This window comes from Mesorhizobium sp. P2_C5_2 (assembly GCF_056404535.1).
In genome coordinates this window covers 118,365-144,162 of the sequence record NZ_JBFUDV010000010.1, presented here as the reverse complement: position 1 = coordinate 144,162, position 25,798 = coordinate 118,365, and the positions used below count along the sequence as shown (strand labels likewise).

Genomic DNA, 25,798 nt, shown 5'->3' with positions numbered 1-25,798 from the left:
GTCAACCCAAACGAAGAGCCACTAGGTATCATCACCAATTCCCAAGATCGTCTCGACAACGCTACGAAGTTCATCAACCCCCAGCGCATCAAGGTTGATGAGTGCGCTGGAAGACAATCCGGGCCGCTCGGCGCGAATGAACATCAGTAGCTCGTGAAGCAACACTATCGTCGGACGATCGACATCTCTAACACCTGTCGCTTCCGGATTAGTTGTCCATTTTCTAAAATTTCTAACAAGTTTAGTCGACATCTCTGCAATAGCGTCTTCACTTTCATCTGACCATCCACCATCCAGCGGCAGCAGGGGTACATCTCGTTCTCCGAATTGGAATCGAACGTGATTTACAATCTTCCGTCGCAATACCGTATGTGTTCGCTTAAGAAGCCGCGCGATCCGCTCTTCGGTGGCGTTTTGCCGTTGCTGGTCTAACTGCTCACCCTGTATCTCCGTTTGCCTCCCAACGAACTCAGCACTCACCCTCGCAGTTTCTGACTGCTGTTCGATTGCCCTCTGTGTAGCCTCCGCCACCCCTCGATTTGCAACAAACTCCTGACGAGTGAGCTTCAGCTCTGCTCGCTGCGCCTTAAGCTCCTGAGCTTGGATAAGGACAGTAACGACGAGCCAAAGGAAGGCGAGCGGAGCGAATGCACCAGCGAGAAAATTACCGATGCTATCGACTTCCCTACAGGCCAAATGACGATGAAAAAAGTCCCACCAAGGATCGACGCTTGCGCAAGGTTTTGCCTGAGTGATAAGCGCCAGCAACAAGACCATCCACGCCCCGGTCAACCATAGCGAAATCTTGATCGCGCGGGGCAACTGGTCGTCCTTGCCAGTGTCGGCATCGCTGGCCATTGAACTTACCCCTCTTGCAGACGACTTCATCACTTCGCACGGTAGGACAGTGATACTAACTCTCTTCAAGTCACAGTAGTGATCCGCCTTCGATCCGATCGATTTTATCCGGAGCGTTGTGCTGGCGCGATCGTCCAAGATATTCGACTAGAACACAGAAGACGTCGCATGACCGCATACTTGCTGGACTAAGACCATAGCGTAGGCAGTTGACGAAGGGCCATAGGTCTTCCGACAATCTTCTCCTTTGAGCACATCACCGAGAGAGCGCTGACAGCTCTTAGATATCTCGGGTGGAAAATGGTGCCCCTAGCCGGAATCGAACCAGCACTCCTTGCGGAACTCGATTTTGAGTCGAGCGCGTCTACCAATTCCGCCATAGGGGCTCAGGCCGGGAGGCCTGGATGGGCGCGGACTATACGGTCGGAGGCCTGTTCGTCAACTGGCCAAATGCGCGGCCGTGCCCTGCTTGCGGCAAAAGCCCGCCTTTCGGTTTCGTGAAGCTCCTGCCATTGTGCGGCGCGGAAAATCTTTCTAGACAGGCCCGTATCAAAGCGCGTTGCGTCTGGGCGACATGCATTAGGAGAGCCGATGCTTCGCGGACTTTACGACTGGACCCTGTCGCTTGCGGCCCGCAAATCCGCCGAATGGTGGCTGGCTTTCATCGCTTTCGTCGAGAGCTCGGTGTTTTTCATACCTGCCGACGTCTTGTACCTCCCCATGGCGCTGGCGCGGCCCGAGCGCGCCTATCGCTACGCGCTCACCGCCACCATCGCGTCCGTGCTGGGCGGCATTGCCGGCTGGCTTATCGGTTACTATGCCTACGACACGATAGCACGGCCGATGCTGGAGCATTTCGGCGGCCTCGACACGTTCGAGAAGTGGCAGTCGTCCGGCACCGGGCTGATGCTGGTGCTGCTCGTCACATCCGGCGCTGCTCATCTGCCGCCGATGAAGGTGGTCACCATTCTGGCCGGGGCGCTTCACGTCAATCTTGTTGTCTTCATCGTTTCAGCCATCCTGGCGCGTGGCGCCCGTTTCCTGCTTCTTGCCTGGCTGCTGCGGCGCTATGGCGAAGAGATCAAGGAATTCATCGAGAAGCGTTTGGGATTGATCGTCGGCGCCGGCGCCGCCGCCCTGATTTTGCTCTATATCGTCGTCAAATACGCGTTCTGAGCGGACGGGCAATTCAACGGATCACAACACCATGACAGCGACGATGAATGCCGATACCGGACGCCAGCGGACACGCGCTGCTTTGTTTCTCGCCGTCGCCATGTCCGCCACGGTCGGCTCCGCGCTCGCCTTCCAGCACATTGGCGGCTACATCCCCTGCCATCTCTGCCTGGAGCAGCGCACGCCTTACTACATCGGCGCGCCGCTGATGATTTTGGCGGTGATCGCCTCGATGATCAACGCGCCCGCCTGGCTGACGCGCGGCCTGCTTGCCATCGGCGGTCTGCTGATGCTCTACGGCCTCTATCTCGGTGTCTACCACTCGGGCGTCGAATGGGCCTGGTGGCAAGGCCCGGCTGACTGCACGGCCGGCGCCGGCCCGGTCGACACCGGCGGCAAGGGCGTGCTCGATGCGCTCGACAAATTCGTGCCGCCGTCCTGCGACAAGGCCGCACTTCGCATCCTTGGCCTGTCGCTGGCCGGCTGGAACGCTATCGCCAGCTTCATCCTCGCCGCCGTCGCCTTCCGCAGCGCGCTGGCCCGCGACTAAACTCTCAAAGCGCCGACGCGAGATCGTTCAAAGAATTCGGCAGGCTGAGTCGGATGAAGTAATTTTCGAGAACCGGAGCGGAGCGTACTCAAGTACGTGAGCACCGGAAGCGCAGAAAATCGCTTCAGGCGGCCAGCCTCCCGAATTCTCGAACGATCTCAGGGTTCCAGTTCGACATCCCAGTACAGATAATCCATCCAGCTTTCATGCAGATGGTTGGGCGGGAACAGCCGGCCATTGTTGTGCAGATCGTGCACGGTCGGCTGGTAGGGCTTTTGCAGCGGCCACATCTTGGCATGCGCCGGCATCATGCCGCCCTTCCTGAGATTGCACGGCGAACAGGCGGCGACGACATTTTCCCATGTCGTCGCCCCGCCGCGATGGCGCGGGATGACATGATCGAAGGTCAGATCCTCGGGCGTGCCGCAATACTGGCACTGGAAACGGTCGCGCAGGAACACGTTGAAGCGGGTGAACGCCGGATGCCTGGACGGCTTCACATAGGCCTTCAGGCTGACAACGCTGGGCAGCTTCATCGAGAAGGTCGGCGAAGACACCGCATGCTCGTATTCGGCGACGATGTTGACCCGGTCGAGGAACACCGCCTTGATGGCGTCCTGCCAGGACCAGAGCGACAAGGGGTAATAGCTGAGCGGACGGTAATCCGCATTCAGCACCAGCGCAGGAAGCCCATCCGGAGATACGGCAACCGTCACCTTGTTGACCTCCTCGTTCTAGAACCGATCGGCGCGGATACTGTAAGCCCGACATGACAGGGATGTGAAGCGGATTGTCGCTCGCCAAAAGCGGCAAAAATGCAGGATTTTCATGCTTTTTTGCGGTTTCAGGCCGGCGGCGCGGCGTCCCTGCCCCTGGTTTCGCGATAATAGGACCAGAAAAGCCGCGATGCGACACCTCGCCACGGGCTCCATGATTCGGCCAGAGCGATGAGTGTTTTCTCCGGTGGACGTGGCTCGATGCCCAGCGCATGACCGACCGCGCTCTGCAGCGCGACGTCGCGCGCGGGGAAAATATCGGGGTGGCCGGCGGCAAACAGAAGATAGACTTCCGCCGTCCACGGGCCGATGCCCGGCACCGCTGTCATCTTCGCGATCGCCTCCTCGGCGTCGAGCGAGCAGAGGTGATGCAGGTCGAGACCGTCGACCACGGCCTGGGCAACCGCGATCAGGCCGCGCTGCTTCGGCCGCGACAGGCCGGCCTCGCGAAACATGTCCTCGCCGGCGGCAAGGATCGCCTGCGGCGTCAGCGGATCGACCAGTTTCACCAGCCGGCCGAAAATGGCATCGGCGCTCGCGCGGGACACCTGTTGCGAGACGATGATCGAGGCGAGGCTCCTGAAGCCGGGCTCTGACAGCCGCAGCGGCACCTCGCCAGCCATGCCGCGCACCTTTTCCAGGCGCGGATCGATTACGCAAAGCGCGTCGAGCCCTTGCGCAATGTCGTCAAGCGTGGCGATGCGTTGCATGCTTTCTTGTTCCTGAACCGGCCGCACGGTAGCAATTGGCAAAACCGCTGCACAACCCGATTGCCGCCTGAGACATGACGCTCCTGACATTCCGCTTCGCGCCGAGCCCGAATGGCGAACTGCATCTCGGCCATGCCTATTCGGCGTTGCTCAACCAGCAGCTGGCGCGCGCCGCCGGCGGCCGCCTGCTGCTGCGCATCGAGGACATCGACACCACACGCTGCACGCCGGAATTCGAGGCCGGCATTTTTCGCGACCTCGAATGGCTAGGCCTCGATTGGGAACAACCGGTGCGCCGCCAGGCCGAGCATTTCGCCGACTATCAGGCCGTGCTCGACCGGCTGATCCGCGAAGAGCTCGTCTACCCCGCGTTCATGAGCCGTGGCGAGATCAGGGCCTTCATCGCCGACAGCGAAAAGCGCGGCCGCGACTGGCCGCGCGACCCGGACGGCGTGCCGCTCTATCCCGCCGCCGACAAAGCGCTGCCGATCAGCGAACGCAACCGCCGGATCGCCGACAACGCACCCTTCGCCTGGCGCCTGGATGTCGATGCGGCACGGGCACGCGTCGGCACGGATTTGTCCTGGCGCGAATTCATCGACGAGACACCGTCGGCGACGCGGCACGTCGAGGCGCGTCCGCAGGACTGGGGCGACGTCATCCTGGCGCGCCGCGACATCCCGACCAGCTATCACCTGGCGGTCGTCGTCGACGACGCCCTGCAAGGCGTCAGCCATGTCGTGCGCGGCCAGGACCTTTATTCCGCGACCGGCATCCAGCGCCTGCTGCAGGTACTGCTCGGCCTCGGCCAGCCGGACTATTTCCACCACGGTCTCGTGCTTGGACCGGATGGGCGCAAATTGTCGAAGAGCTTTGGCGATACCGGCCTTGCCGCACTCAGGCAGGCAGGCGCTTCACCGAACGATGTCAGGCGGCTCGTCGGACTTCTCTAGCTGTTCCGGTGTATTGAGATTGAGGTCAGGCCGTGTCGAGAACGACTGATACCGAGAGCCGGAGCGGAGCGTACTTTTTGTACGTGAGCACCGGAAGCGCAGGGATCGGCCGTTCGCAGGCCGGCATCACCTCAATATCAATGCACCGTTAGAGGCGTGCCAACCCCGCCTTAAGCAGCGCCAACCCGCCGATAAACGCGAAGGCGCCGCCCAGTCCCCAGGCAACCGCGAGCTTCAGATCTCTAAGGACGATGCCATGCTCGTTCGCGATCATGATCGCGACGAAGAAGCCGAGCGTAAACAGCAGCGTGTTGCCGGTCGACCCAAAACCGTCCTCCTCCATGATGGCGTCGAGCGCCGAGCCGAAGAAGAAGCCGAACACGGCCACGCTCGCAACCGTCATCAACAGCCAGCTTGTGTCGAGATGCAACAGCATGCGCGCTCCTTGTCGAAGCCGAAACGCCATGTCGCCAGATCGATCGACAGAAGTCGATTGTCCGACGCCGCTCTTTGAATTCGGCCACCCCTACATCAGAGCAAGCTTATGTATCAATTGTTTCGCTTTGCTTGCCGGATTGAACCGCATTAGAGCAATTGCCGTATTTGTCTCTTCACCCAATCGGACCTCCTCCGGAAACGGCTTCCCCCAAAAATGCACAGTCTCAAGCGGTTCATCCCCGCCTCGTTCGTCGTCCTGTGGGCGACAGGCTTCATCGGCGCGCGCTACGCAATGCCTTGGGCGGAGCCCTTCACCTTCCTGGCGGCCCGCTTTGTCATCGCCGCCTTGCTGCTCGCCGGCCTGATGCTCGTGCTTGGCTCGAAGCGCGCCACAAGGGCCGAAGCGCTTCACGCCACAGGGGCCGGCATCCTCATGCATGGCATCTATCTCGGTGCCGTGTTCTGGGCGATCCATAGGGGCATGCCGGCCGGGCTTTCTGCGTTGATCGTCGGCCTGCAGCCGCTGATCACGGCCGTGCTTGCCGGCCGGTTCCTCGGCGAGGCCATCCTGCCGCGTCACTGGGCCGGCCTCGCCGTTGGCCTGATAGGCGTCGTCATCGTGCTATGGCCGAAGCTCGGCGCGCTCGGCGGCGGCGTCACGCCGGAAACGCTTATCGCCTCTCTCGTCTCGGTGCTGGGCATGAGCGCCGGCACCATCTGGCAGAAGCGCTATGCCTCGGGCGGCGACTTGGTGGCGGCGACGATGTGGCAATATATCGGCGGCGGCGCGCTGATGATCCTGGCTTCGCTGGCCTTCGAGACGCACACGGTCATCATCAACGGCGAACTGATCTTTGCCATGGCCTGGCTGGTGCTGGTGCTGTCGATCGGCGCCATCTTCCTGTTGATGGTGATGATCCGCGACGGCGAGATGTCGAAGGTCGCCTCGCTGTTCTACCTGGTGCCGGCTGTCACCGCCGTTATCGCCTGGGCGCTGTTCGGTGAACAGCTCAGCCTTGTGCAGATCGTCGGCATGGCAATCGCGACATTGGGCGTTGGCCTGGCCACGGCCCGGCCCGCCAAGGGGAGAACTGAGGAACTGAGGAACTGGGGGAACTGAGGAGCTGAGGAACTGAGGAACTGAGGAGCTGAGGAGCTGAGGAGCTGAGGAGCTGAGGAAAAAAGCTGAGGAGCTGAGGAGCTGAGGAGCTGAGGAGCTGAGGAGCTGAGGAAATCTGGCGCTGCGTGCTTCTTCTCCAATTCTCCAGTTCCTCAATTCCTCAATCCGGCCGTTATCGACTCATCCGACCCGGGCGCGCGCTTCGAGATAGCGGCTGATCGCGGCGTTGAGTTCGCCGCCGAGAATGAAGATCGCCGAGAGCATGTAGAGGAAGACCACCGCGATCATGATCGAGGCGAGACCGGCATAGGTCGTTACATAGGACGAGAAGTGATCGAGATAGGTGGCAAAGACGGTTGAACCGACAAGCCATGCGGCAAGCGTGAACAGGATGCCCGGTACGATCGAGACGAGGCGGCGCTTGCCCGCCGGCAGCCAGAAATGCACGGCAAACAGCCCGCCGACAATGACGGTCGAGGCGATGATGAAACGCCACAGCGTGATCGTGCCCATATAGGGCTTGATCCATTCGATATGGGCTTCGGCGAGCCGTGCGAGAAGCGGTGCGAACACCAGAAGCACGCTGATCGCCAGGAAGCCGGCCGTAGCAATCAGCACGAAGATGATGCTCTGCACCCGGCGATAGATGATGCCGCGCGTCTCAGCGACGCGGTAGGCGCGGTTGAGCGAGGTGCGCAGCGCCTCGATGCCGTTGGAGGCGAAATAGGCGGCCAGCAGCACGCCATAGGTCAAAAGGTCAGTGCGCCGCACCGTCAGCACGTTGAGCACCTCGCGTGCGATCGGCTTGGCGATCTGTTCGGGCCAGGTGTCGAAGACGAGATGCACGGCGGTATCGGCGAAGGCCTGCGCGCCCAGGAAGCTCGCCAGCGTGGTGGCAAAGATCAGGAACGGGAACAGCGCCATCAGCGAGGTGATCGCCAGATGGCTGGCCATCGCCCAACCGTCGTCGGTGTTGAAATGGCCAAGCGCGTCATAGAGCACGCGGCGCAGCACGACGATATTCCGCATCAAGAGCCGCGTTCCCTTCGATTGTCTCGACGCCGCGAATATGGGAAGGGATTGTGGCAAATGGCAACCCTTGCTCAAACCACGATCCCGCCGGCGAAAGAATTGCGCACCATCATCGTCACCGGTGCCTCTTCCGGAATAGGCGCCTATTGCGCCCGGGCGCTGAAGGCGGATGGCTGGCGGGTGTTTGCAACGGCGCGCAAACCGGAAGACATCGCCGCACTCGAGGCCGACGGCATCGAGGCCTTTTACCTCGACTACCGTGAGCCCGACTCCATCGCCGCGCTTGCGGCATCGGTGCTGGAGCGGACAGGCGGGCGCCTCGACGCCCTGTTCAACAACGGCGCCCATGCACAGCCCGGTGCGGTCGAAGACCTGCCCGTTGCGGCATTGCGCGAGCAGTTCGAGGCCAATTTCTTCGGCTGGCATGACCTGACCCAGCGCATCGTGCCGGCGATGCGCCGTCAGGGACACGGCCGTCTGATCCACTGTTCCTCGATCCTTGGCCTGACGCCGGTGCCTTTTCGCGGCGCCTACTCAGCCTCCAAGCACGCTCTCGAGGGGCTGATGCTGTGCATGCAGCAGGAACTCAGCGGCAGCGGCGTCCATGTCTCGCTGATCGAACCGGGGCCGGTGACGTCGAAAATCGCCAGCAACGGGCTGTTCTGGTTCCTGAAAAACATCGACCACGAGAATTCCGTCCACCACGTCGCTTATGCCGCGCAGCTGGCGCGGCTCAGGGCCGGCGGCAGCTCATCGCGGCTGAAAAAAGGGCCGGAGGTGGTCTATGCGGCCTTGCGCCATGCACTTCTGTCACGGCGCCCACGCCCACACTATGTGGTAACAGTGCCGGCTAAGATCGGCGTCATGCTCAAGCGCATCCTGCCGGCGTCCCTGCTCTATCGCGTGCTTGCCAGGCGCGCCTGAGCGAAACGAACTGGAGCCGCCAGATGGTCACAGTCTTCAAAATCCTCGCCGTTGTGGCCATGGCCGCGGTTTTGATCGTGCTGGTCCGCGGCCTCATCAACATGATGCGCGGCGGCGACGGCGTCACCTCCAACAAGCTGATGCAGGCCCGTGTGCTATTGCAGGCCGTGGCCTTGGCGCTGATCCTGCTGGTGGTGTATTTCACCCGCAAGTGACGGCCGTTCGGGAGGCGACGTGGTCAAGCTCAACAAGATCTACACCCGCACCGGCGACGACGGCACCACCGGCCTCGGCACCGGTGAGCGCAGGCTGAAGTCCGACCTGCGTGTCGATGCCTATGGTACCGTCGATGAAGCCAATGCCTGCATCGGCATCGCCCGCCTGCACACCGCGGCAACCCATCCCGCAATCGATGCCATGCTGTCCCGCATCCAGAACGACCTGTTCGATCTCGGCGCCGATCTGGCCGTGCCCGACGATGGCAAGCCGCTCGGCTACGAGCCGCTGCGCATCATCGCCTCGCAGACCGACCGCGTCGAAAAGGACATCGACCTTCTGAACAAGGACTTGCAGCCGCTCAAATCCTTCGTGCTCAATGGCGGCACGCCGGCGGCAGCCGCGCTCCATCTTGCCCGCACCGTGGCCCGGCGGGCCGAGCGGATCATGGTGGCGCTGGCGCAGGACCCGGCCGAGCACGTCAACCGCGAGGGGTTGAAATACATCAACCGCGTCTCGGACTTTCTGTTCGTCGCCGCCCGTGCGGTCAATGACAACGGAAATGCCGACGTGTTATGGGTGCCCGGCAAGAACCGCTGAGTTTTTTAAGAAGCGGACGAGGGCCTGGGGAATGTTCATCCCGCTTTACGACACCAACAGGTTGCGCCACATCCGGCTGCAATATGTGACGATCGGCCTGATCGCGGCCAATGCGCTGGTCTTTCTCGTCACCACGATCGGTGGCGAAAATTTCAACAACGCAGCCGTGCTCGGCCTCGGCTTCATTCCTTCAGTTGTCCACAACACAGCAGAGCTCTCGCCTGAATTCGTCGTCATTCCGGAGAGCCTGAGCTACCTCACCTATGCCTTCCTGCATGCCGATATCTTCCATCTCGGCGGCAACATGCTGTTCCTGTGGGTGTTCGGCGACAATGTCGAGGACGCGCTCGGCCACATCCGCTACCTCATCTTCTACCTGCTGTGCGCCATCGCCGGAGCCGCTTTCCAGGGGCTCGTCGCCTGGGATTCGCAAGTGCCGCTGATCGGCGCCTCCGGCGCCATCGCCGGGGTCGTCGCCGCCTATCTGGTCCTCTATCCCCGCGTGAAGGTGTGGGTGCTGATCTTTGCCCGCATTCCGCTGCGCATCCCGGCCTTCATCCCGCTGATCCTGTGGATCGGCTTCCAGGTGGTGATGTTTGCCGCCGGCGGCGAAAACCAGATATCCTGGGCCTGCCATATTGGCGGCATCATTGCCGGCGGCGTTCTGGTGCTCATTATGCGCAGCCGCGGCGTGCCGCTGCTTGCCGGCGACGACGGCGAGCCCGAACCCGCCGATCAGCCGGCCGCTTCTACCGGGCCGGCGCCAGCCGATCCCGCGCCCACGCAACCTGAGACGCGCTGGGGCCGGGGTGGCGCTTCCGGTCAGAACTGAACCGATTTGAGTGGTTTGGCCGCTGCCGTGGCATATTGACGTGCTGCGTTGCCACAACTACGGAGGACGCCACCGTTAGGCGGCAGAAGACAAGAATTCCGTCTGGCCAGAATTCCGTTTGGCCGGAATTCAGTCAGGAATGTCGGCTTTCGACAACTCTGCAGTGGCGCACGCTGCTATAGCGCGCCCGAATATCTCAGGAGAGGTGACAGGCAAATGAAGATCCTTGTGCCCGTGAAGCGGGTTGTGGATGCGAACGTCAAGGTTCGCGTGAAGGCTGATGGTTCGGCGGTTGAGCTCGCCAACGTGAAGATGGCGATGAACCCGTTCGACGAGATCGCGGTGGAAGAGGCGCTCCGGCTGAAGGAAGCCGGCAAGGCCGAAGAGATCATCGTCGTTTCGATCGGCCCGCAGCAGGCGCAGGAAACCCTGCGCACCGCGCTCGCCATGGGCGCCGACCGCGCCATTCTGGTCAAGACCGACGAGCAGACCGAGCCGCTCGGCGTCGCCAAGGTGCTGAAGGGCGTCGTCGACGCAGAACAGCCCGGCCTCGTTATCCTCGGCAAGCAGGCGATCGACGACGATTCCAACCAGACCGGCCAGATGCTGGCCGCATTGCTCGGCTGGGCGCAGGGCACTTTCGCCTCCAAAGTCGTGCTCGACGGTGACAAGGCCAAGGTGACGCGCGAAGTCGACGGCGGCCTGCAGACGGTCGAGCTGAAGATGCCGGCGATCATCACCGCCGACCTTCGCCTCAACCAGCCGCGCTACGCCTCGCTGCCCAACATCATGAAGGCCAAGAAGAAGCCGCTCGACGAAAAGAGCCCAGCCGATTACGGCGCCGACGTCAAGCCGCGCCTGAAGGTGCTCAAGACCGAGGAGCCGAGCGGCCGCAAGGCGGGCGTCAAGGTCAAGAGCGTCGCCGAACTGGTCGACAAGCTCAAGAACGAAGCCGGCGTGTTGTAAGGCTGGGAAGGGATAAAAACATGACCATTCTCCTCATCGCAGAACACGACAACGCAAGCCTTTCCGACCAGACCGCCAAGGCGCTCTCGGCCGCCCTGCAGATCGGTTCGGACGTACATGTGCTGGTTGCCGGCAAAGGCGCCAAGGGCGCGGCCGATGCCGCCGCCAAGCTGAAGGGCGTGAGCAAGGTGTTGCTGGCGGAAGCCGACGAGCTGGCCGAGCGCCTCGCCGAACCAACGGCAGCCTTGGTTGTTTCGCTGGCCGGCGCCTACGACACCATCATTGCGCCGGCGACGTCGTCGGGCAAAAACGTCGCGCCGCGGGTCGCAGCGCTGCTCGATGTCGCGCAGGTGTCGGAAATCATCGAGGTGGTTTCGCCTGATACCTTCAAGCGGCCGATCTATGCCGGCAACGCCATCCAGACGGTGCAGTCGAGCGACGCCAAGAAGGTGATCACCGTGCGCACCGCTTCCTTCCAGGCGGCGCCCGAAGGCGGTTCGGCCGCAGTCGAGACCGTCAAGGCAGCGGCCAACCCAGGCCTGTCCACCTTCGTCGAGAACAAGCTGTCGGATACCGACCGTCCGGAGTTGACCTCGGCCAAGATCATCATCTCGGGCGGCCGCGCGCTCGGTTCGGCGGAGAAGTTCCAGGAAGTCATCCTGCCGGTCGCCGACAAGCTCGGTGCCGCCGTCGGCGCTTCCCGGGCCGCCGTCGATGCCGGCTACGCGCCGAACGACTGGCAGGTCGGCCAGACCGGCAAGGTCGTGGCTCCCGATCTCTACATCGCCGTCGGCATTTCCGGCGCCATCCAGCACCTTGCCGGCATGAAGGATTCGAAGGTCATCGTCGCCATCAACAAGGACGAGGAGGCGCCGATTTTCCAGGTTGCCGATTACGGCCTGGTCGGCGACCTGTTCGTCATCCTGCCGGAGCTGCAAAAGGCGCTTTGACGCTTTCTGCCAAAGCGTATTAAATTGTGAGAGGGTGGGGTAGACGAAGCTGCCCCACCCTTTTAGTTTGCACTGCACAAAAAGCAGGCCGCAAAGGCCTTTTCGACGGGATCGCTGCAAATGGCCAAGATCGAGACGATCGGCATTATTGGCGCCGGCCAGATGGGCGGCGGCATCGCGCATGTGTCGGCGCTTTCGGGCTACAAGGTGCTGATCTACGATGTCTCGCCCGACCGGATCGAAAAGGGCATTGCCACCGTCAGCGGCAACATGGCCCGCCAGGTCGGCTCCGGAAAGCTTGACGAAAAGCTGCGCAACGATGCGATGGCACGCATTTCGGCGGCTCCCGCCATGGCCGATCTCGCCGGTGCGGATCTGGTGATCGAAGCAGCGACCGAGGACGAGACGGTCAAGCGCAAGATTTACGCCCAGCTCTGTCCGCAACTCAATCCGGAGGCGATCCTGGCGACCAACACGTCGTCGATCTCGATCACCCGGTTGGCCGCGCAGACCGACCGGCCCGAGCGTTTCATCGGCATACATTTCATGAACCCGGTGCCGCTGATGAAGCTGGTCGAACTGGTGCGCGGCATCGCCACCGAGGACCAGACTTTCGAGGCGGCCAAGGCCTATGTGAAGCAGCTCGACAAGACGATTACCGTCTCGGAGGATTTCCCGGCCTTCATCGTCAACCGCATCCTGCTGCCGATGATCAACGAGGCGATCTACACGCTCTATGAGGGCGTCGGCTCGGTCGACGCCATCGACACCGCCATGAAGCTCGGCGCCAACCATCCGATGGGACCGCTACAGCTGGCCGATTTCATCGGCCTCGACACCTGTCTGTCGATCATGCAGGTGCTGCATGACGGCCTGTCGGACTCGAAGTATCGCCCCTGCCCGTTGCTGGTGAAATATGTCGAGGCCGGCTGGCTCGGCCGCAAAACCGGGCGTGGCTTCTACGACTATCGCGGCGAGCATCCGGTCCCGACGCGCTAACCATCAGAACGCTAAGTCCCTTCCGCCGTCAGGACGCCGCCGCAAGCGGCGGCTTGGCCTGACCGCTTGACCCGGCATCATCAGGCGCCACCGAGACGCAGCCGCGGCCGGCGGCCTTGGCCGCATAGCAGGCGGCATCGGCCCGGGCGATGATCTCGTCGACCTCGCCGCTTCCGGCGTGGATCGGCGCCAGCCCGATGCTGGCATCGATCGCATGCGGTCGGCCCTCCCAGCTGAACTGCAGGCTGCGGACGGCGTCGATGATCGAGCGTGCGGCAATCCTGGCGCCGGCGCTCGAGCCGGATTTCAGGATGACCGCGAATTCATCGCCGCCGAGGCGAGCGACAATATCCTCCGGCCCAAGCGCACCGCGAATAGCCTCGGCAACTCGCTTCAGCAGGGCATCGCCCGCGGCATGGCCGCCAGTGTCGTTGACCAGCTTGAAATGGTCGAGATCGATGAACATGAAATGATGCTCGCCCGACCGCCTTTTCGCGCCGGCCTTGCGGCTCTGCTCGACCAGTTCCTCCATGGTGCGGATGAAGCTTGAGCGGTTGGCAAGGCCTGTGAGCGCATCATGCGCGGCGGCATAGGCGAGCTGGCGCTGCAAGGCGCGCGCATCGGTGAAATCCTGGAACACGATGACCAGGCCGCAGAACTCCTGGCGGTCGTTCATGATCGGCGACACCACCTGGCGGATGCTGCAGCGCGTGTCGTCGCGGCGAATGAGGACGGCGCGGCTGTTCTGGTCGGCGGGGCTGGCGCCGCCGAGCGCTGGCCGCGTCATACCGATCCGTTGCCCGGTTTCCTCATCAACCGCCCAGTAGACATGACCAAGCGTCTTGCCGAGCGCCTCGGCACCTGCAATGCCCGTCAGCTTTTCGGCGACCGGGTTCATGAAGGTGATGCGGTTGGCGGCATCGGTGCAGATGACCGCGTCGCCGATCGACTGCAGCGTCACCCTAAGCCGTTCCTTCTCGTCCGCCAGCGCCGCGGCCGACACAATCAGGCTTTCCTCGGTCTGCTTGCGCTGGGTGATGTCGGTAAGGCTGCCGATGGCCCGGATCAGGCGGCCCTCGCTGTCGCGTTCCAGTGTCTTGCCGCGATCGAGGATCCAGACCCAGTGGCCATCCTTGTGACGCATCCTGAACTCGGCTTCGAAAAACGGTGTCTTGCCCTCCAGATGGGCGCGATCGGCTTCGGCCACGTTTTCGCGGTCGTCGGGGTGGATCATAGTCAGCCAGCGGTCGGGGTCGCCGTCCAGCTCGCCATCGGCATAGCCCAGCATCTTGACCCAGGTGGCGGAATAGGTGGTGCCGCCCTTGCGCATGTCGAGGTCCCAGACGCCTTGACCGGCGCTGGCCAGGGCAAAATTCCAGCGCGTTTCGGCTTCGGCTATGCGCGCCTCGGATTGCTTGCGCGCGTCGATATTCTCGATCTGCGAGACGAGGTAGAGCGGCCGGCCGCTCTTCTCGTCGCGAATGACGGAACCGGCAAGATGGGACCAGACGGGTGTGCCGTCCTTCTTGAGGTAACGCTTTTCGAACTGGAAGGCGTTGACGGTGCCCGCCCGCATGCCGTCCATCGTCTCGCGGCCGATCTGCACATCGTCGGGATGGGTGATCTGGAAGAAGGTCAGCGCCTCGATCTCTTCCTTGCTGTAGCCGAGCATGGCGGCAAAGGCCGGATTGGTTTCTTGGATGCGGCCGTCGAGGCCAACAATTGCGATGCCGATCGCCGAATCCTCCATGGCGCGGCGGAAGCGCTGCTCGCTCTCGGCAATCTGCCGGCGGTCGTCCAGTATCCGGTAAATGAACAAAGCGGCGAGTATCAGCGCCACGGCGGCGACCGGCACCGATATCAGCAGGCAGAGCTTGAGCACTTCGGCGCTGACGTCGATCCGCGACAGCAGCATCGCCACCATGGCGGCGCAAAATCCTCCGGCCGCGAGCACCAAAGCCACGTGACTGTCAGCCCGCAGGCTTTTTCGTTTCCATCGCGTCACTGTGCATGCCACCCCGTGCGCAACACATTTCTGGGGAAAACCTTGGATGATCGATTTTAAGGAAAGGTTGCGCCGGAGCCATCGGCAGCACGGTTAACCCGCAAACAATTGCCGGCATGATTAAGGATCGGTGATCATTGCCGGCGATTGCAGGCCTGCTACCAGCGGACGAAGAACCGTCCCCCGAGCGCGCCGAGCCCGGCAAGGACGGCGATCGCAAGCGTATACCAGGTGGCGACGAAAAGCGGCGAATCGTCGAAGCAGTGCGCGGCGTAGAAGGTCGCCGCCAGGCCGCCGGCGAGCAGGCCCGCGACCGCGCCGGCCAGCACCGGCCGCGTCGGCGCGCCATAGCGCAGCATCCACAGGAAGATGGCGAGCGGTCCGATCCCGATCAGCGGTATGAAGCCCATGCAGATCATCATGTTGGAGCCGACCATGCGCGTGCTCCACATCGGCTCCGGCACCATGAACAGTTCGAGAGCCACGGCCACGGCCACCAGCAGCGGCGCAGCGGCCATCCAGGCGGCGGCTCTCGCTGTCGAAGCGCCCGGTGTCGACAGTGCCCGGATCAGTGCGAAGGCGGTGGCGGCAAGCACGAGGGTGAAGACGAATTTCGCCAGGAAACGCATCGTGTGCATGGCGATCATGATGTCGGGGCGCGGGCCGATGGTGACAAAGAAGACCACCGCAGCGATCACCGCCGCCGCAGCCGCGGCCATCCACCAAGCCGAGCGCAAAGGCATCGCCTTGCTGCGTGTGTCGGCGTCGAGTGCCTTGATCAGATCTTCGGTTCTCATGTCACTGCCGCCCGAACCGTTTGGCGATCGCGGCAAGCCCGCGATGCAGCGATACTCGCACCGCCGTCTCGCTTACGCCGAGCTTAGCCGCCGTCTCGCCGATCGAGCGGCCATCGACCGATATGGCCGAGACCACGGAGCGCTGCGCCGGCGGCAGACCGTCCAGCGCTCGGTTGATGTCGCGTTCGCTGACCGTCTCGGTTTCCGGCTCGGCAAAGGTCTCGGCGATCTCGTCGATCTCGATCTCGATGCGCCGCCCGCGCCGCCGGAAGGCATCGATGAGCTTGAAGCGGGCAATCGCATAGATCCACGGCAACACCGGTGCATCCTGGCGCCAGGTATGGCGTTTCACATGAATGGCCAGCAAGGTTTCCTGCACGACATCCTCGGGATCGACCCCGCCCTGTACGATCTTGCGCCTGACAAAGCCGCGAACCAGCGCGGCGATCCGGTGCAGAAAGTCGGCGTAAGCCCTTTCATCTCCCGCGATTGCGGCCCGCATCAGCCGGGAAAGCTCGGCCTCATCCTTGCCGCTCACAAGAGTTCACTCCCCGATCTTCGCGCTTCGGCGCTGATTTGTTACGTGGCCAACGAAATAATGTCCAAGCCAAAGTGCCGCAAAATCACGAAAGTTTGCAGCCGGGCGACCGATTGAAGCAGCCCGCCAATGTTGACTATGGTAATCAGGTATTGGTAGGAGCAGCCGTACCCAGAAAAACCAGATCGAGGACGACGCCCCATGAGATATGCCCTCTCCACTTTGATCGGCGCTGCCGCGCTAGCGGTGAGCCTGATTGGGGGCCCGGCAATGGCCGCGGACGCCGGCATTATCGTCTACAATGCCCAGCATGAAAGCCTCGCCAAGGAATGGGTCAAAGGCTTCACCAAGGAAACCGGCATCAAGGTCACGCTGCGCAATGGCGGCGACAGCGATTTCTCCAACCAGATCGTCGCCGAGGGCGCTTCTTCGCCGGCCGACGTGTTCCTGACCGAGAACTCCCCGGCCATGACCCTGGTCGAAGCCGCGGGCCTGTTTGCGCCCGTCGACGCTGATACGCTTGCCCAAGTCCCGGCTGATTACCGGCCAAGCAGCGGCAAATGGGTGGGTGTCGCGGCGCGCAGCACCGTCTTTGCCTACAACAAGACCAAGCTCACCGCCGACCAGCTGCCCAAATCGATGCTCGATCTCGCCGATCCGAGCTGGAAAGGCCGCTGGGCCGCTTCGCCCTCTGGCGCCGATTTCCAGGCCATCGTCAGCGCGCTGCTCGAGCTCAACGGCGAAGCCGCAACCGCCGACTGGCTGAAGGCGATGAAGGAGAACTTCACAGCCTATAAAGGCAACGGCACAGTGATGAAGGCGGTCAATGCCGGCGAGATCGAAGGCGGCGTGATCTATCACTATTACTATTTCGGCGATCAGGCCAAGACCGGCGAAAACAGCAAGAACGTCGAACTGCATTATTTCAAGAACCAGGATCCCGGCGCCTTCGTCTCGATCTCCGGCGGCGGCGTTCTGGCCTCGAGCAAGCACCAGAAGGAAGCTCAGGCGTTCCTGAAATGGGTGACCGGCAAGGGCGGCCAGGACGTGCTGAAGACCGGCACGTCCTTCGAATACGCAGTCGGCAAGGACGCGCAGTCCAATCCCAAGCTGGTGCCGCTGGCCGACCTGCAGGCGCCGAAGGTCGACCCGGCGACCCTGAACTCCAAGAAGGTGACCGATCTGATGACGGCAGCCGGCTTGCTTTAGTCTGGGTTCGTCCTAAAAGGGCAACGATTGCGCTCCTGCGGGGCTTTCCGCAGGAGCGCTCTGTTTTCGAGATGGCTTCGTCCATGACGACACATTGCGTTTCCGGCCGCACCTGCGGCGCCCCCGCCCCGGCGGCAGTGGCGCGGTCGAGCTGATGCAATCTGCGATCGATCTCGCACGTTCAGGCCCTGCAGCCGGGCGGTCGCGCCACCGACAACCCATGTCCTGGATCGCGCTTGCCGCCATCATCGTCTCGCTGCTGTCGCTGCTGCCGCTCGCCTTCATCATCTGGATTGCGGTGCAGACCGGCTGGGACACCGTCTCGGCGCTGGTCTTCCGGCCGCGCGTCGGCGAACTCCTGGTCAACACCGTGCTGCTGGTAGCGCTCACCGTGCCGATCGCCATCATGTTGTCGATAGCGCTGGCCTGGCTGACCGAGCGCAGCGACTTGCCCGGCGCCAGGCTGTGGGCCTGGCTCGCGGTGGCGCCGCTCGCCATCCCCGCCTTCGTGCATTCCTACGCCTGGATTACCCTGGTGCCGGGACTGCACGGCCTATGGGCCGGCGTGCTCGTCTCCGTGATCGCCTATTTCCCGTTCCTCTATCTGCCGATCGCGGCAGCCCTGCGCCGGCTCGACCCTGCTTTGGAGGACGCTGCCGCGGCGTTGGGCCTCGGACCGTGGCGCGTGTTCAGGCGTGTTGTGCTGCCGCAACTCAGGCTCGCCATTTGCGGCGGTGCGCTGCTGGTCGGCCTGCATCTGTTGGCCGAATACGGCCTCTACGTCTTCATCCGCTTCGACACTTTCACCACCGCGATTGTCGACCAGTTCCAGTCGACCTTCAACGGCCCCGCCGCCAACATGTTGGCCGGCGTTCTGGTGACCTGCTGCTTCGTGCTGCTCGCTCTCGAGGTGCTGGTGCGCGGCGAAGAACGCTATGCCCGCGTCGGCTCGGGCGCGGCGCGCCATCGGCAGCGCACGAGGCTCGGACGCGCCACGCTGCCCTGCCTGGCTCTGCCCGCCGTCACCACGCTGCTCGCCATCGGCGTGCCCTTCGTCACCATCGGCCGCTGGCTGGTCGCCGGCGGCGCCGATGTCTGGCGGTTCGACGAGATCGGCCTGGCGCTTGGCCAGACGCTGTTCCTGGCGCTCGCCGGTGCCGTGCTTGCGACCATCGCCGCCATGCCGATGGCATGGATCTCGATCCGCGCGCCGGGCCCGCTGCAGCGACTGCTCGAGGGCTGCAACTACATTGTCGGAGCGCTGCCCGGTGTCGTCATCGCGCTGGCGCTGGTCACCATCACCGTGCGCGTCGCCATGCCTCTCTACCAGACGCTGTTCACCATCCTGGTCGCTTATGCCCTGATGTTCCTGCCCCGCGCGCTGATCAGCCTCCGGGCATCGATCGCACAGGCGCCGATCGAGCTTGAACGTGCCGCCGCCAGCCTTGGCCGGCCGCCGCTGAAAGCGCTGTGGTCAACAACAATCCGTCTGTCGGCTCCAGGCGCCGCCGCCGGCATGGCGCTAGTCGCGCTCGGCATCATGAATGAGTTGACCGCCACCCAGATGCTGGCGCCCAACGGTACGCGCACGCTGGCGATGGCGTTCTGGTCCTATAGCGGCGAGATCGACTATGCCTCGGCAGCGCCTTACGCCTTCATCATGGTGGCGATGTCGCTGCCGCTGACCTGGCTACTCTATGTCCAGTCGAAACGGATGGCCGGACGATGAGCTTCCTCGAAATCAGCGGCCTCACCAAGCATTACGGCCCGGTCGCCGCCCTTGCCGGCATCGACCTCAGCGTCGCCAGCGGCAGCCGCACCGCGATCGTCGGCCCCTCCGGCTGCGGCAAGACGACGTTGCTGCGGCTGATCGCCGGCTTCGAGGCGCCGGACCAAGGGCGCGTCGTGCTCGACGGCGAAGTGCTGGCCAATGGCGGCCATGCGGTGCCGGCGCACCGCCGCGGCATCGGCCTGGTGGCGCAGGACGGCGCCCTGTTCCCGCATCTCAGCATCGGCGACAATATCGGCTTTGGCATGGCCCGCGGCGAGGACCAGCGCGCCGAGCGCATCGCCGATCTCGCCTATACGGTCGGGCTCGACAAGGCGATCCTCAAACGCCGTCCGCACCAGCTCTCCGGCGGCCAGCAGCAGCGCGTGGCGCTGGCCCGCGCCATGGCGATGAAGCCCAGGCTGATGTTGCTCGACGAGCCGTTTTCGGCGCTCGACACAGGGCTGCGCGCCTCGATGCGCAAGGCAGTCGCCGAACTGCTCGAAGCCGCGGGCATCACCACCATCCTGGTCACCCACGACCAGGCCGAGGCGCTGTCCTTCGCCAGCCAGGTCGCGGTGATGCGAGACGGAAAATTCTCGCAGATCGGCACGCCGCGTGAACTCTATATGCAGCCGAAGGACCGCATGGTCGCCGAGTTCCTTGGCGACGCCATCATCCTGCCGGCAAAGATTTCAGGCGGCTTTGCCACCTCCTCGCTCGGCCGCATTGCCGTCGACTCGAAGGAGCGTCGCGACATCGCCCGCATCATGCTGCGGCCGGAGCAGGTGCAGGTGAACCGCACGTCGCGCGAAGGCATGTCGGGCCCGCCGGGCACGATCTTCGCCGAGGTGACGGACTCGGAGTTCGCCGGCTCGATGTGCACGATTGCGGTGCGGTTGTTGAACAACCCCGATCCGCCCGATGCCGCGGCAATAGGCAACACGCCGCTGATGCTGCGCAAGCCGGGCATCGATGCGCCGGCGGTCGGCGAGATCGTGCGGCTGACCGTCTCCGGCAAGGCGCACGTTTTCACCTGACTGAACTGGTCTAGAGAACCCTCTGGCCCGTCGCCGGTGACCAGAGCGGCCAAGTCTCGAGAAAATCGTTGTTGTGCACGACCAGCCGTCGGGCGGCGGCATCGATAAGAATGATACCGTAGGTCGGCGGCGCCTGCTCCACGACCTCCTCGCCGACGAGGTCAAGCATGAAACGGGCATGCAGGCCGCGCTGCGCGGTGAACGGGATGCCGGCGACCGAGCCAGCAATGTCGCGATGAACATGGCCGAAGAAGATATGGCCGACATTGCCGTGGCGCGTCAAAAGCTGGAGGAAGCGCCGCGGCTGTTCCAGCCCGAGCGGGTCGAGCAGCGGCAGGCCGAGCTCGACCGGCGGATGATGCAGGAAGATGTAGGCCGGCCTCCCAGCTGCCTCAGTGAGCCGCGCGTCGAGCCAGGCAAGCCGCTTGTCGCAGAATTCGCCGGTGACGCGGCCTTCCGCCAGGCTATCGAGGAACAGCAGCGACGCGTCCGGAGTGTCGAAGACCGACTGCACGAAGCCATTGTCGTCGGTCGGGTTTTCGGGAAATGCCGCGACGAGATTGGCGCGCCTGTCGTGGTTTCCCGGCAGCAGCCGGTACGGCAGCGAAAGCCGGCTCAAGGCCGATTTGAGATCGGCATAGCTCTCGGGCGCTCCGGTTTCGGTCAGGTCGCCGCTGAACACGCAAAAGGCGGCATCGCCATGGCGGGCATTGATGTGGTCGATGCAGCGGTCGAGCCGTTCATGCAGGTCGACGCCGTAGCGGATCTCGCCGCGCCGTCCCAAATGGACATCGGTGACCTGGATGATCTTCATGTGACTTTTCCTTGGGAGACTGCTTTGCCGTTCATCCTGAGCGGACGGGAAGGCACTTGCCGATGGCCTGTAAGAATCAGAGTGCCGGTTCCGGCACCGACGCCTTGAACACGTCGAGCCGGGCTCCGGTCTCGGACGAGAAGAAGTGCAGGTCGGCTTCGGCAAACTGCAGGCCGACTGCGCTGCCCGGCACCGGATGGACTGTCTCCGATGTCACCACCGAAAACGGTGCGCCGTCGAGATCGACATAGACCACACGGCCGGCGCCGAGTTCTTCGACGAGATCGACGGTCGCTTCCAGAGCGCCTGGCGTGCCCGCCGCAACCAGGCGTACGGACTCCGGCCGGATGCCAACCGCAACCTTGGAGCCTACGGGAAGGCCCGTGCGCGAAACGTTGAGCTTGCGGCTGTCGCCAAGCAGCGACAGGCCGTCGAGCGTCACCGTGCCTTCAAGCATGTTCATTGCCGGCGCGCCGACGAAGGTGGCGACGAAGCGGCTCGCCGGCCGGCTGTAGACTTCGGCCGGCGTGCCAACCTGCTCGACACGACCGCCATTCATCACCACCAGCTTGTCGGCCAGCGTCATCGCCTCGACCTGGTCGTGGGTGACGAACACCGAGGTGGCGGCGAGCCGGCGATGCAGCTTGCGGATTTCCGAGCGCATCTGGACGCGCAGCTTGGCGTCGAGATTGGACAGCGGTTCATCGAACAAGAACACCTTCGGCTCGCGGATCATGGCGCGGCCCATGGCGACGCGCTGACGCTGGCCGCCGGACAGCGCCATCGGCTTGCGGTCAAGCAGATGCTCAAGCTCCAGCGTGCGGGCAACCGCCTGGATGCGCTGGGTCCGTTCAGCGGCGGGTACACCGGCGACCTTCAGCGAATAGCCGATGTTCTGCGCCACGCTCATATGCGGATAGAGGGCGTAGTTCTGGAACACCATGGCACAGCCGCGCTCGCGCGGCTCGAGCTTGTTGACGACGGTGCCGTCGATGGCGATCGTGCCGCCGGAAATATCCTCCAGCCCGGCGATCATGCGCAGCAGCGTGGACTTGCCGCAGCCCGACGGGCCGAGGATGACGACAAAATCGCCCGTGGCAATGTCGAGATCGACGCCATGCACGACCTGCATCTTGGCGTAGCTCTTTGTGACGTCGCGAATGGTGATGGAGGCCATTGGCCGTCTCCTTGTTATTTTTCGGTAGCGATCAGGCCGCGCACGAACCAGCGCTGCATGGCGACAACGACGATCAGCGGCGGCAGCATGACGATAAGCGTGCCGGCCATGGCGATGTTCCATTCCGGTATGCCGCCGACGTTCGGAATGAGCTGCTTCAGTTCGGTCACCGCTGTCGCATGCGACTGGTCGGTCGTGATCAGCAGCGGCCACAGATACTGGTTCCACGCCCACAGGAACATGATGGTGCCGAGCGCGGCCATGTTGTTGCGCGACAGCGGCAAAAGGATATCGATGAAGAAGCGCAGCGGGCCGGCGCCGTCCATGCGTGCCGCCTCTGTCAGCTCATCGGGAACCGTCAGGAAGAACTGCCGGTAGAGGAAAGTGCCGGTGGCGGTGGCGATCAGCGGCAGGATCAGTCCGGTGTAGGAATTGAGCAGCCCAAGGCTGAGCGAAACCTGGACGCCCGACACCTTCTCGATCAGCCAGGTCAGGCCGGTGATATCGAGGATGGTCTGGTAGGGCGACAGCACATTGGCGACGACCGCATAGGTCGGCACGATGCGCACTTCCAGCGGCAGCATCAGCGTCACGAAGATCAGCCAGAAGATGAAGGTGCGGCCGGGATAGCGGAAATAGACGATTGAGAAGGCGGTCAGCGCCGAGATGATCACTTTGCCGGCGGCGACGCCGGCAGCCATGATGAAGCTGTTCAAAAGCTTGGGGCCGAGGTCGGCCGTCGTCCACGCCGTCTTGATGTTGACCCAGAAGTCGTTGCCCGGCAGCAGCGACATCGGCACGTCATTGACGTCCTTGAGGTTGTGCGACGCAGCGATGATCACGACCACGAACGGCGCGATGCAAAACACGAAGCCGACGAACAGGATCACATGGGTGAAAAAATTGAGGAACGGGGTTCGCTCTACCATATCCGCCTCACCTGTAGTGCACGCGCCGCTCGATGAAGCGGAACTGGAAAATGGTCAGCACGACGATGAGCAGCATCAGGATGATGCTCTGTGCGGCGGCGCCCGAATAATCGAGCCCTTTGAAGCCGTCGGAATAGATCTTGTAGACCATCAGATTGGTGGCGTTGGCCGGACCGCCCGAGGTCATGATGTCGACAATGCCGAAGGAATCCTGGAAGCTTTCGGTGATGTTGATGACCAAAAGGAAGAAGATCGTCGGCGTGATCAAAGGGAACTGGATGTCCCAGAACCGCCTGATGACGCCGGAGCCGTCCATCGCCGCCGCCTCGATCAGCGACCGCGGAATGGCCTGGAACGCGGCGAGGAAGAAGATGAAGTTATAGCCGACATATTTCCACGAAAAGGCGACGATGATCGAGGCCATGGCGTCGGTGCCGTCGAGGCCGGGGTCCCAGAAGCCGGGCCACATCTGGTTGACGACGGCCATGAAGCCGGCTTCAGGCGCCAGGATGAACCGAAACGCCATCGCCAGTGCCGGTGCGGCGATGCCGTAGGGCCAGATCAGCACCACGCGGTAGAGGCGCGATCCGGCAAGCTGGCGGTCGGTAAGTGCGGCGAGCACAAGCGCGATGAACATCGCCAGCCCGGTGCTGATGCCGGCAAAGATGAGGCTGGCGCTGATCGAGTTCCAGTAGTCGGCGTTGGACAGGATCGAGCGGAAATTGTCGAGCCCGACCCAGATGTTGCCGCCGCCCCAGGGCTGCTGCAGCGTCAGCGACCAGTACACGGCTTGGCCGGCCGGCCAGTAGAAGAAGGTGAAGATCAGCAACAACTGCGGCACCGCGAAAAGGATGCCGATAGTCCACCTGCTGAAGGTAACGCGTTTTTCCATCGGTCCGCCGACGCCCGCCTGACAGCTGGCTTAGTGCAAGGTGAGGTTAATAACGAAATGGCCGCCCGTCGACCCTGGCACGATGCTCGGAAAGTGACGGGCGGCCCTGAAGTCCTCAGGCGATCAGGGCAGGGTCTTGCCCGGATAGGTCTGCTGGAAGCGATCGAGGATGGCGTCGCCATTCTTGACCAGTGTGTCGAGGCCTTCCTGGACACTGACCTTGTTGGCGAAAATGGCCTGCATCTGGGTGCCGAACTCGGCGCGGATCTGGGTGAAGTTGCCCAGGCGGATGCCGCGGGTGATTTCGGTCGGCTCGGACGCGGTCAGGCTGGCGATCGCGGTTTCACGGCCCTTGTAGGGCGCCTTGTCGTAGAAGCCCTGGCCCTTCATGTAGTCGAAGCCCGACTTGGTCACCGGGATATAGCCGGTGTTGGTCGACCAGAACAAAGCCGTCTTGGGGTCGTGGATGAAGTTCAGGAACGCGGCAGCGCCCTTGTATTCGGCATCCGACTTGCCGGAGAGCACCCACAGCGACGCGCCGCCGACGAGCGAGTTCTTGCGCTCGGTACCGGCATAGACCGGCAGTTCGGCGACATCCCAGTTCATGCCTTCCTTCTGCGTCTTGCCGACGGTGCCGTGGTCGCCGACAGAGGTCATGATGACCTGGCAGGTGCCGGAGGCGAAGGCCTGGACCATATCCTGGCCGAGATCCTTGGACTTGATCTTGATCAGGCCGGCGTCATACCACTTCTTCAGATCGGTGACGTACTGGACGAACTTGGTCTTGTTGACTTCCAGACGCGCATCGAGGCCGTCATAGCCGTTGTTCTTGGTCGCGATCGGCTGGTTGTGGATGGCCGAGAACTGCTCCATCAACTGCCAGCTTTCATTGGCCGAGATGTTGATTGCCATTGGGCATTCATAGCCAGCGTCCTTCATGGCCTGCAGGTCGGCGCCGACATCTTCCCAGGTCTTCGGCGCCTCGGTCTTGCCGATCTTGGCGAAGGCGTCCTTGTTCCAGTACATCAGCGCCGTCGAGGAATTGAACGGGAACGACAGCATCTCGCCCTTCGACGTCGCGTAGTAGCGGGCGATGCCGGGGAAATAGTCGGCGTAGTCGATCTTGTAGCCGTTTTCTTCCATCAGCTTGTCGGCGGGCTTGTAGGCGCCCGACAGCATCATGGTGGCGGTGCCGACGTCATAGACCTGCACGACGGCGGGCTGCTTGCCGGCGCGGAAAGCGGCAATGGTGTTCTGCAGCGTGGCGTCGTAATTGCCCTGGCTGGTACAGACGACTTCATAGTCGGCTTGCGATGCGTTGAAGTTCTTGCACAGCGTATCGACAACGCGGGCGAGGTCGCCCGAAAGGCCGAACCAGAAATCGAATTTGACCGGTTCCGCGGCGGCCGGCTGCGCCAGCGCGATGCTGAAGGCGCCGGCGGCAAGGGCAGCTAGGCCCTGCTTGAAGATCGACATGGATTTTATCCCTCTTGAGTGGCTGATGACATCAGGCTTGCGCAAGTCCCTTG

General features: G+C 63.0%; 27 protein-coding genes and 1 tRNA gene. 14 read left to right on the top strand and 14 right to left on the bottom strand.

The features are described 5' to 3' along the window. Positions 1-21: 21 nt before the first annotated feature. Together AC1D1B_RS29235 and AC1D1B_RS29230 are read right to left on the bottom strand one after the other, a co-directional pair. Complete coding sequence (locus tag AC1D1B_RS29235) at positions 22-858, bottom strand: hypothetical protein (protein WP_477336706.1); 837 nt, start codon at positions 856-858, stop codon at positions 22-24. Positions 859-1,159: 301 nt separating this feature from the next. Beyond that, a tRNA-Leu gene (locus tag AC1D1B_RS29230) sits at positions 1,160-1,244 on the bottom strand. Between the two features lie 205 nt (positions 1,245-1,449). On the opposite strand from AC1D1B_RS29230, the gene AC1D1B_RS29225 reads away from it, so the two are divergent. Beyond that, on the top strand, positions 1,450-2,034 hold the full coding sequence (locus tag AC1D1B_RS29225; protein WP_477336704.1) for a YqaA family protein: 585 nt from the start codon (positions 1,450-1,452) through the stop codon (positions 2,032-2,034). 31 nt (positions 2,035-2,065) lie between these two features. Beyond that, on the top strand, positions 2,066-2,584 hold the full coding sequence (locus AC1D1B_RS29220; protein ID WP_477336703.1) for a disulfide bond formation protein B: 519 nt from the start codon (positions 2,066-2,068) through the stop codon (positions 2,582-2,584). A gap of 158 nt (positions 2,585-2,742) precedes the next feature. Here the strand turns inward: AC1D1B_RS29220 and AC1D1B_RS29215 are convergent, their stop codons facing one another. Further along, complete coding sequence (locus AC1D1B_RS29215; protein ID WP_008874122.1) at positions 2,743-3,300, bottom strand: HNH endonuclease; 558 nt, start codon at positions 3,298-3,300, stop codon at positions 2,743-2,745. Positions 3,301-3,428: 128 nt separating this feature from the next. Continuing rightward, positions 3,429-4,070 carry a DNA-3-methyladenine glycosylase family protein gene (locus AC1D1B_RS29210; RefSeq protein ID WP_477336702.1) on the bottom strand — a complete coding sequence of 214 codons (642 nt, stop codon included), beginning with the start codon at positions 4,068-4,070 and terminating at the stop codon, positions 3,429-3,431. 74 nt (positions 4,071-4,144) lie between these two features. On the opposite strand from AC1D1B_RS29210, the gene gluQRS reads away from it, so the two are divergent. Further along, positions 4,145-5,023 carry a tRNA glutamyl-Q(34) synthetase GluQRS gene (gene gluQRS, locus AC1D1B_RS29205; protein ID WP_477336700.1) on the top strand — a complete coding sequence of 293 codons (879 nt, stop codon included), beginning with the start codon at positions 4,145-4,147 and terminating at the stop codon, positions 5,021-5,023. Between the two features lie 148 nt (positions 5,024-5,171). On the opposite strand, the gene AC1D1B_RS29200 is transcribed toward gluQRS, so the two are convergent. Beyond that, complete coding sequence (locus tag AC1D1B_RS29200; protein ID WP_477336698.1) at positions 5,172-5,459, bottom strand: hypothetical protein; 288 nt, start codon at positions 5,457-5,459, stop codon at positions 5,172-5,174. 216 nt (positions 5,460-5,675) lie between these two features. Here AC1D1B_RS29200 and AC1D1B_RS29195 point away from each other — a divergent pair, with 216 nt between their 5' ends. Next, positions 5,676-6,581 carry a DMT family transporter gene (locus AC1D1B_RS29195; protein ID WP_477336696.1) on the top strand — a complete coding sequence of 302 codons (906 nt, stop codon included), beginning with the start codon at positions 5,676-5,678 and terminating at the stop codon, positions 6,579-6,581. Between the two features lie 180 nt (positions 6,582-6,761). Here AC1D1B_RS29195 and AC1D1B_RS29190 read toward each other — a convergent pair whose 3' ends face one another. Continuing rightward, positions 6,762-7,610 (bottom strand): YihY/virulence factor BrkB family protein, encoded by an 849-nt coding sequence (locus AC1D1B_RS29190; protein ID WP_192258267.1) that lies wholly within the window; start codon positions 7,608-7,610, stop codon positions 6,762-6,764. 60 nt (positions 7,611-7,670) lie between these two features. Between AC1D1B_RS29190 and AC1D1B_RS29185 the strand changes: the two genes are divergently transcribed. The 7 genes from AC1D1B_RS29185 (at position 7,671) to AC1D1B_RS29155 (ending at position 13,100) form a co-directional block, all read left to right on the top strand. Continuing rightward, entirely contained in the window at positions 7,671-8,537 is an 867-nt protein-coding gene (locus tag AC1D1B_RS29185) for an SDR family oxidoreductase (RefSeq protein ID WP_477336694.1), read from the top strand. A 23-nt stretch (positions 8,538-8,560) separates the two neighbouring features. Further along, complete coding sequence (locus AC1D1B_RS29180) at positions 8,561-8,752, top strand: twin transmembrane helix small protein (RefSeq protein ID WP_112562259.1); 192 nt, start codon at positions 8,561-8,563, stop codon at positions 8,750-8,752. Positions 8,753-8,771: 19 nt separating this feature from the next. Then, positions 8,772-9,353, top strand: a complete 582-nt coding sequence (locus AC1D1B_RS29175; RefSeq protein WP_477336692.1) for a cob(I)yrinic acid a,c-diamide adenosyltransferase — start codon at positions 8,772-8,774, stop codon at positions 9,351-9,353. Between the two features lie 31 nt (positions 9,354-9,384). Continuing rightward, positions 9,385-10,185: a rhomboid family intramembrane serine protease gene (locus AC1D1B_RS29170; RefSeq protein WP_477336690.1), complete on the top strand. Its 801-nt coding sequence runs from the start codon at positions 9,385-9,387 to the stop codon at positions 10,183-10,185. Between the two features lie 216 nt (positions 10,186-10,401). Further along, positions 10,402-11,151, top strand: a complete 750-nt coding sequence (locus AC1D1B_RS29165) for an electron transfer flavoprotein subunit beta/FixA family protein (protein ID WP_023671670.1) — start codon at positions 10,402-10,404, stop codon at positions 11,149-11,151. Positions 11,152-11,171: 20 nt separating this feature from the next. Next, entirely contained in the window at positions 11,172-12,101 is a 930-nt protein-coding gene (locus AC1D1B_RS29160; RefSeq protein WP_477336688.1) for an electron transfer flavoprotein subunit alpha/FixB family protein, read from the top strand. Positions 12,102-12,221: 120 nt separating this feature from the next. Continuing rightward, positions 12,222-13,100 carry a 3-hydroxybutyryl-CoA dehydrogenase gene (locus AC1D1B_RS29155; protein WP_181061792.1) on the top strand — a complete coding sequence of 293 codons (879 nt, stop codon included), beginning with the start codon at positions 12,222-12,224 and terminating at the stop codon, positions 13,098-13,100. Between the two features lie 28 nt (positions 13,101-13,128). Here AC1D1B_RS29155 and AC1D1B_RS29150 read toward each other — a convergent pair whose 3' ends face one another. The 3 genes from AC1D1B_RS29150 to AC1D1B_RS29140 form a co-directional block, all read right to left on the bottom strand. Next, positions 13,129-15,063, bottom strand: coding sequence for a PAS domain S-box protein (locus tag AC1D1B_RS29150; RefSeq protein WP_477336685.1), 1,935 nt, complete (start codon positions 15,061-15,063; stop codon positions 13,129-13,131). A 200-nt stretch (positions 15,064-15,263) separates the two neighbouring features. Continuing rightward, the gene (locus AC1D1B_RS29145; RefSeq protein WP_477336683.1) at positions 15,264-15,902 is read right to left on the bottom strand and encodes an NrsF family protein; all 639 of its coding nucleotides are present in this window, start codon (positions 15,900-15,902) and stop codon (positions 15,264-15,266) included. A 1-nt stretch (position 15,903) separates the two neighbouring features. Continuing rightward, positions 15,904-16,440: a sigma-70 family RNA polymerase sigma factor gene (locus AC1D1B_RS29140; RefSeq protein ID WP_112562252.1), complete on the bottom strand. Its 537-nt coding sequence runs from the start codon at positions 16,438-16,440 to the stop codon at positions 15,904-15,906. Between the two features lie 201 nt (positions 16,441-16,641). Between AC1D1B_RS29140 and AC1D1B_RS29135 the strand changes: the two genes are divergently transcribed. From AC1D1B_RS29135 to AC1D1B_RS29125, 3 genes are all read left to right on the top strand, one after another. Further along, entirely contained in the window at positions 16,642-17,649 is a 1,008-nt protein-coding gene (locus tag AC1D1B_RS29135; RefSeq protein WP_477336681.1) for an iron ABC transporter substrate-binding protein, read from the top strand. Between the two features lie 154 nt (positions 17,650-17,803). Continuing rightward, the gene (locus tag AC1D1B_RS29130; RefSeq protein WP_477336679.1) at positions 17,804-19,378 is read left to right on the top strand and encodes an ABC transporter permease; all 1,575 of its coding nucleotides are present in this window, start codon (positions 17,804-17,806) and stop codon (positions 19,376-19,378) included. Continuing rightward, positions 19,375-20,457, top strand: a complete 1,083-nt coding sequence (locus AC1D1B_RS29125; RefSeq protein WP_477336677.1) for an ABC transporter ATP-binding protein — start codon at positions 19,375-19,377, stop codon at positions 20,455-20,457. Before AC1D1B_RS29130 ends, AC1D1B_RS29125 begins: the two co-directional genes overlap by 4 nt. Positions 20,458-20,467: 10 nt before the next feature. Here the strand turns inward: AC1D1B_RS29125 and AC1D1B_RS29120 are convergent, their stop codons facing one another. The 5 genes from AC1D1B_RS29120 to AC1D1B_RS29100 all read right to left on the bottom strand — a co-directional run bounded on the left by AC1D1B_RS29120 (position 20,468) and on the right by AC1D1B_RS29100 (position 25,745). Further along, a complete protein-coding gene (locus AC1D1B_RS29120; RefSeq protein ID WP_477336675.1) occupies positions 20,468-21,271 on the bottom strand; it encodes a phosphodiesterase in 804 nt (267 codons plus the stop codon). 76 nt (positions 21,272-21,347) lie between these two features. After that, positions 21,348-22,448: a sn-glycerol-3-phosphate ABC transporter ATP-binding protein UgpC gene (gene ugpC / locus AC1D1B_RS29115; protein ID WP_477336673.1), complete on the bottom strand. Its 1,101-nt coding sequence runs from the start codon at positions 22,446-22,448 to the stop codon at positions 21,348-21,350. A gap of 14 nt (positions 22,449-22,462) precedes the next feature. Beyond that, entirely contained in the window at positions 22,463-23,377 is a 915-nt protein-coding gene (locus tag AC1D1B_RS29110) for an ABC transporter permease subunit (RefSeq protein ID WP_477336671.1), read from the bottom strand. Positions 23,378-23,384: 7 nt separating this feature from the next. Further along, complete coding sequence (locus tag AC1D1B_RS29105; RefSeq protein ID WP_477336669.1) at positions 23,385-24,269, bottom strand: carbohydrate ABC transporter permease; 885 nt, start codon at positions 24,267-24,269, stop codon at positions 23,385-23,387. A gap of 123 nt (positions 24,270-24,392) precedes the next feature. Next, positions 24,393-25,745: an extracellular solute-binding protein gene (locus tag AC1D1B_RS29100; protein ID WP_477263191.1), complete on the bottom strand. Its 1,353-nt coding sequence runs from the start codon at positions 25,743-25,745 to the stop codon at positions 24,393-24,395. Positions 25,746-25,798 lie beyond the last annotated feature (53 nt).

Coding starts and splice junctions, on each gene's coding strand:
- AC1D1B_RS29170 (WP_477336690.1), top strand. CDS start 9,385: ATGTTCATCCCGCTTTACGACACCAACAGGTTGCGCCACATCCGGCTG.
- AC1D1B_RS29165 (WP_023671670.1), top strand. CDS start 10,402: ATGAAGATCCTTGTGCCCGTGAAGCGGGTTGTGGATGCGAACGTCAAG.
- ugpC (WP_477336673.1), bottom strand. CDS start 22,448: ATGGCCTCCATCACCATTCGCGACGTCACAAAGAGCTACGCCAAGATG.
- AC1D1B_RS29110 (WP_477336671.1), bottom strand. CDS start 23,377: ATGGTAGAGCGAACCCCGTTCCTCAATTTTTTCACCCATGTGATCCTG.
- AC1D1B_RS29180 (WP_112562259.1), top strand. CDS start 8,561: ATGGTCACAGTCTTCAAAATCCTCGCCGTTGTGGCCATGGCCGCGGTT.
- AC1D1B_RS29130 (WP_477336679.1), top strand. CDS start 17,804: ATGCAATCTGCGATCGATCTCGCACGTTCAGGCCCTGCAGCCGGGCGG.
- AC1D1B_RS29225 (WP_477336704.1), top strand. CDS start 1,450: ATGCTTCGCGGACTTTACGACTGGACCCTGTCGCTTGCGGCCCGCAAA.
- AC1D1B_RS29210 (WP_477336702.1), bottom strand. CDS start 4,070: ATGCAACGCATCGCCACGCTTGACGACATTGCGCAAGGGCTCGACGCG.
- AC1D1B_RS29155 (WP_181061792.1), top strand. CDS start 12,222: ATGGCCAAGATCGAGACGATCGGCATTATTGGCGCCGGCCAGATGGGC.
- AC1D1B_RS29220 (WP_477336703.1), top strand. CDS start 2,066: ATGACAGCGACGATGAATGCCGATACCGGACGCCAGCGGACACGCGCT.
- AC1D1B_RS29195 (WP_477336696.1), top strand. CDS start 5,676: ATGCACAGTCTCAAGCGGTTCATCCCCGCCTCGTTCGTCGTCCTGTGG.
- AC1D1B_RS29125 (WP_477336677.1), top strand. CDS start 19,375: ATGAGCTTCCTCGAAATCAGCGGCCTCACCAAGCATTACGGCCCGGTC.
- AC1D1B_RS29135 (WP_477336681.1), top strand. CDS start 16,642: ATGAGATATGCCCTCTCCACTTTGATCGGCGCTGCCGCGCTAGCGGTG.
- gluQRS (WP_477336700.1), top strand. CDS start 4,145: ATGACGCTCCTGACATTCCGCTTCGCGCCGAGCCCGAATGGCGAACTG.
- AC1D1B_RS29185 (WP_477336694.1), top strand. CDS start 7,671: ATGGCAACCCTTGCTCAAACCACGATCCCGCCGGCGAAAGAATTGCGC.
- AC1D1B_RS29160 (WP_477336688.1), top strand. CDS start 11,172: ATGACCATTCTCCTCATCGCAGAACACGACAACGCAAGCCTTTCCGAC.
- AC1D1B_RS29200 (WP_477336698.1), bottom strand. CDS start 5,459: ATGCTGTTGCATCTCGACACAAGCTGGCTGTTGATGACGGTTGCGAGC.
- AC1D1B_RS29190 (WP_192258267.1), bottom strand. CDS start 7,610: ATGCGGAATATCGTCGTGCTGCGCCGCGTGCTCTATGACGCGCTTGGC.
- AC1D1B_RS29105 (WP_477336669.1), bottom strand. CDS start 24,269: ATGGAAAAACGCGTTACCTTCAGCAGGTGGACTATCGGCATCCTTTTC.
- AC1D1B_RS29100 (WP_477263191.1), bottom strand. CDS start 25,745: ATGTCGATCTTCAAGCAGGGCCTAGCTGCCCTTGCCGCCGGCGCCTTC.
- AC1D1B_RS29145 (WP_477336683.1), bottom strand. CDS start 15,902: ATGAGAACCGAAGATCTGATCAAGGCACTCGACGCCGACACACGCAGC.
- AC1D1B_RS29235 (WP_477336706.1), bottom strand. CDS start 858: ATGGCCAGCGATGCCGACACTGGCAAGGACGACCAGTTGCCCCGCGCG.
- AC1D1B_RS29120 (WP_477336675.1), bottom strand. CDS start 21,271: ATGAAGATCATCCAGGTCACCGATGTCCATTTGGGACGGCGCGGCGAG.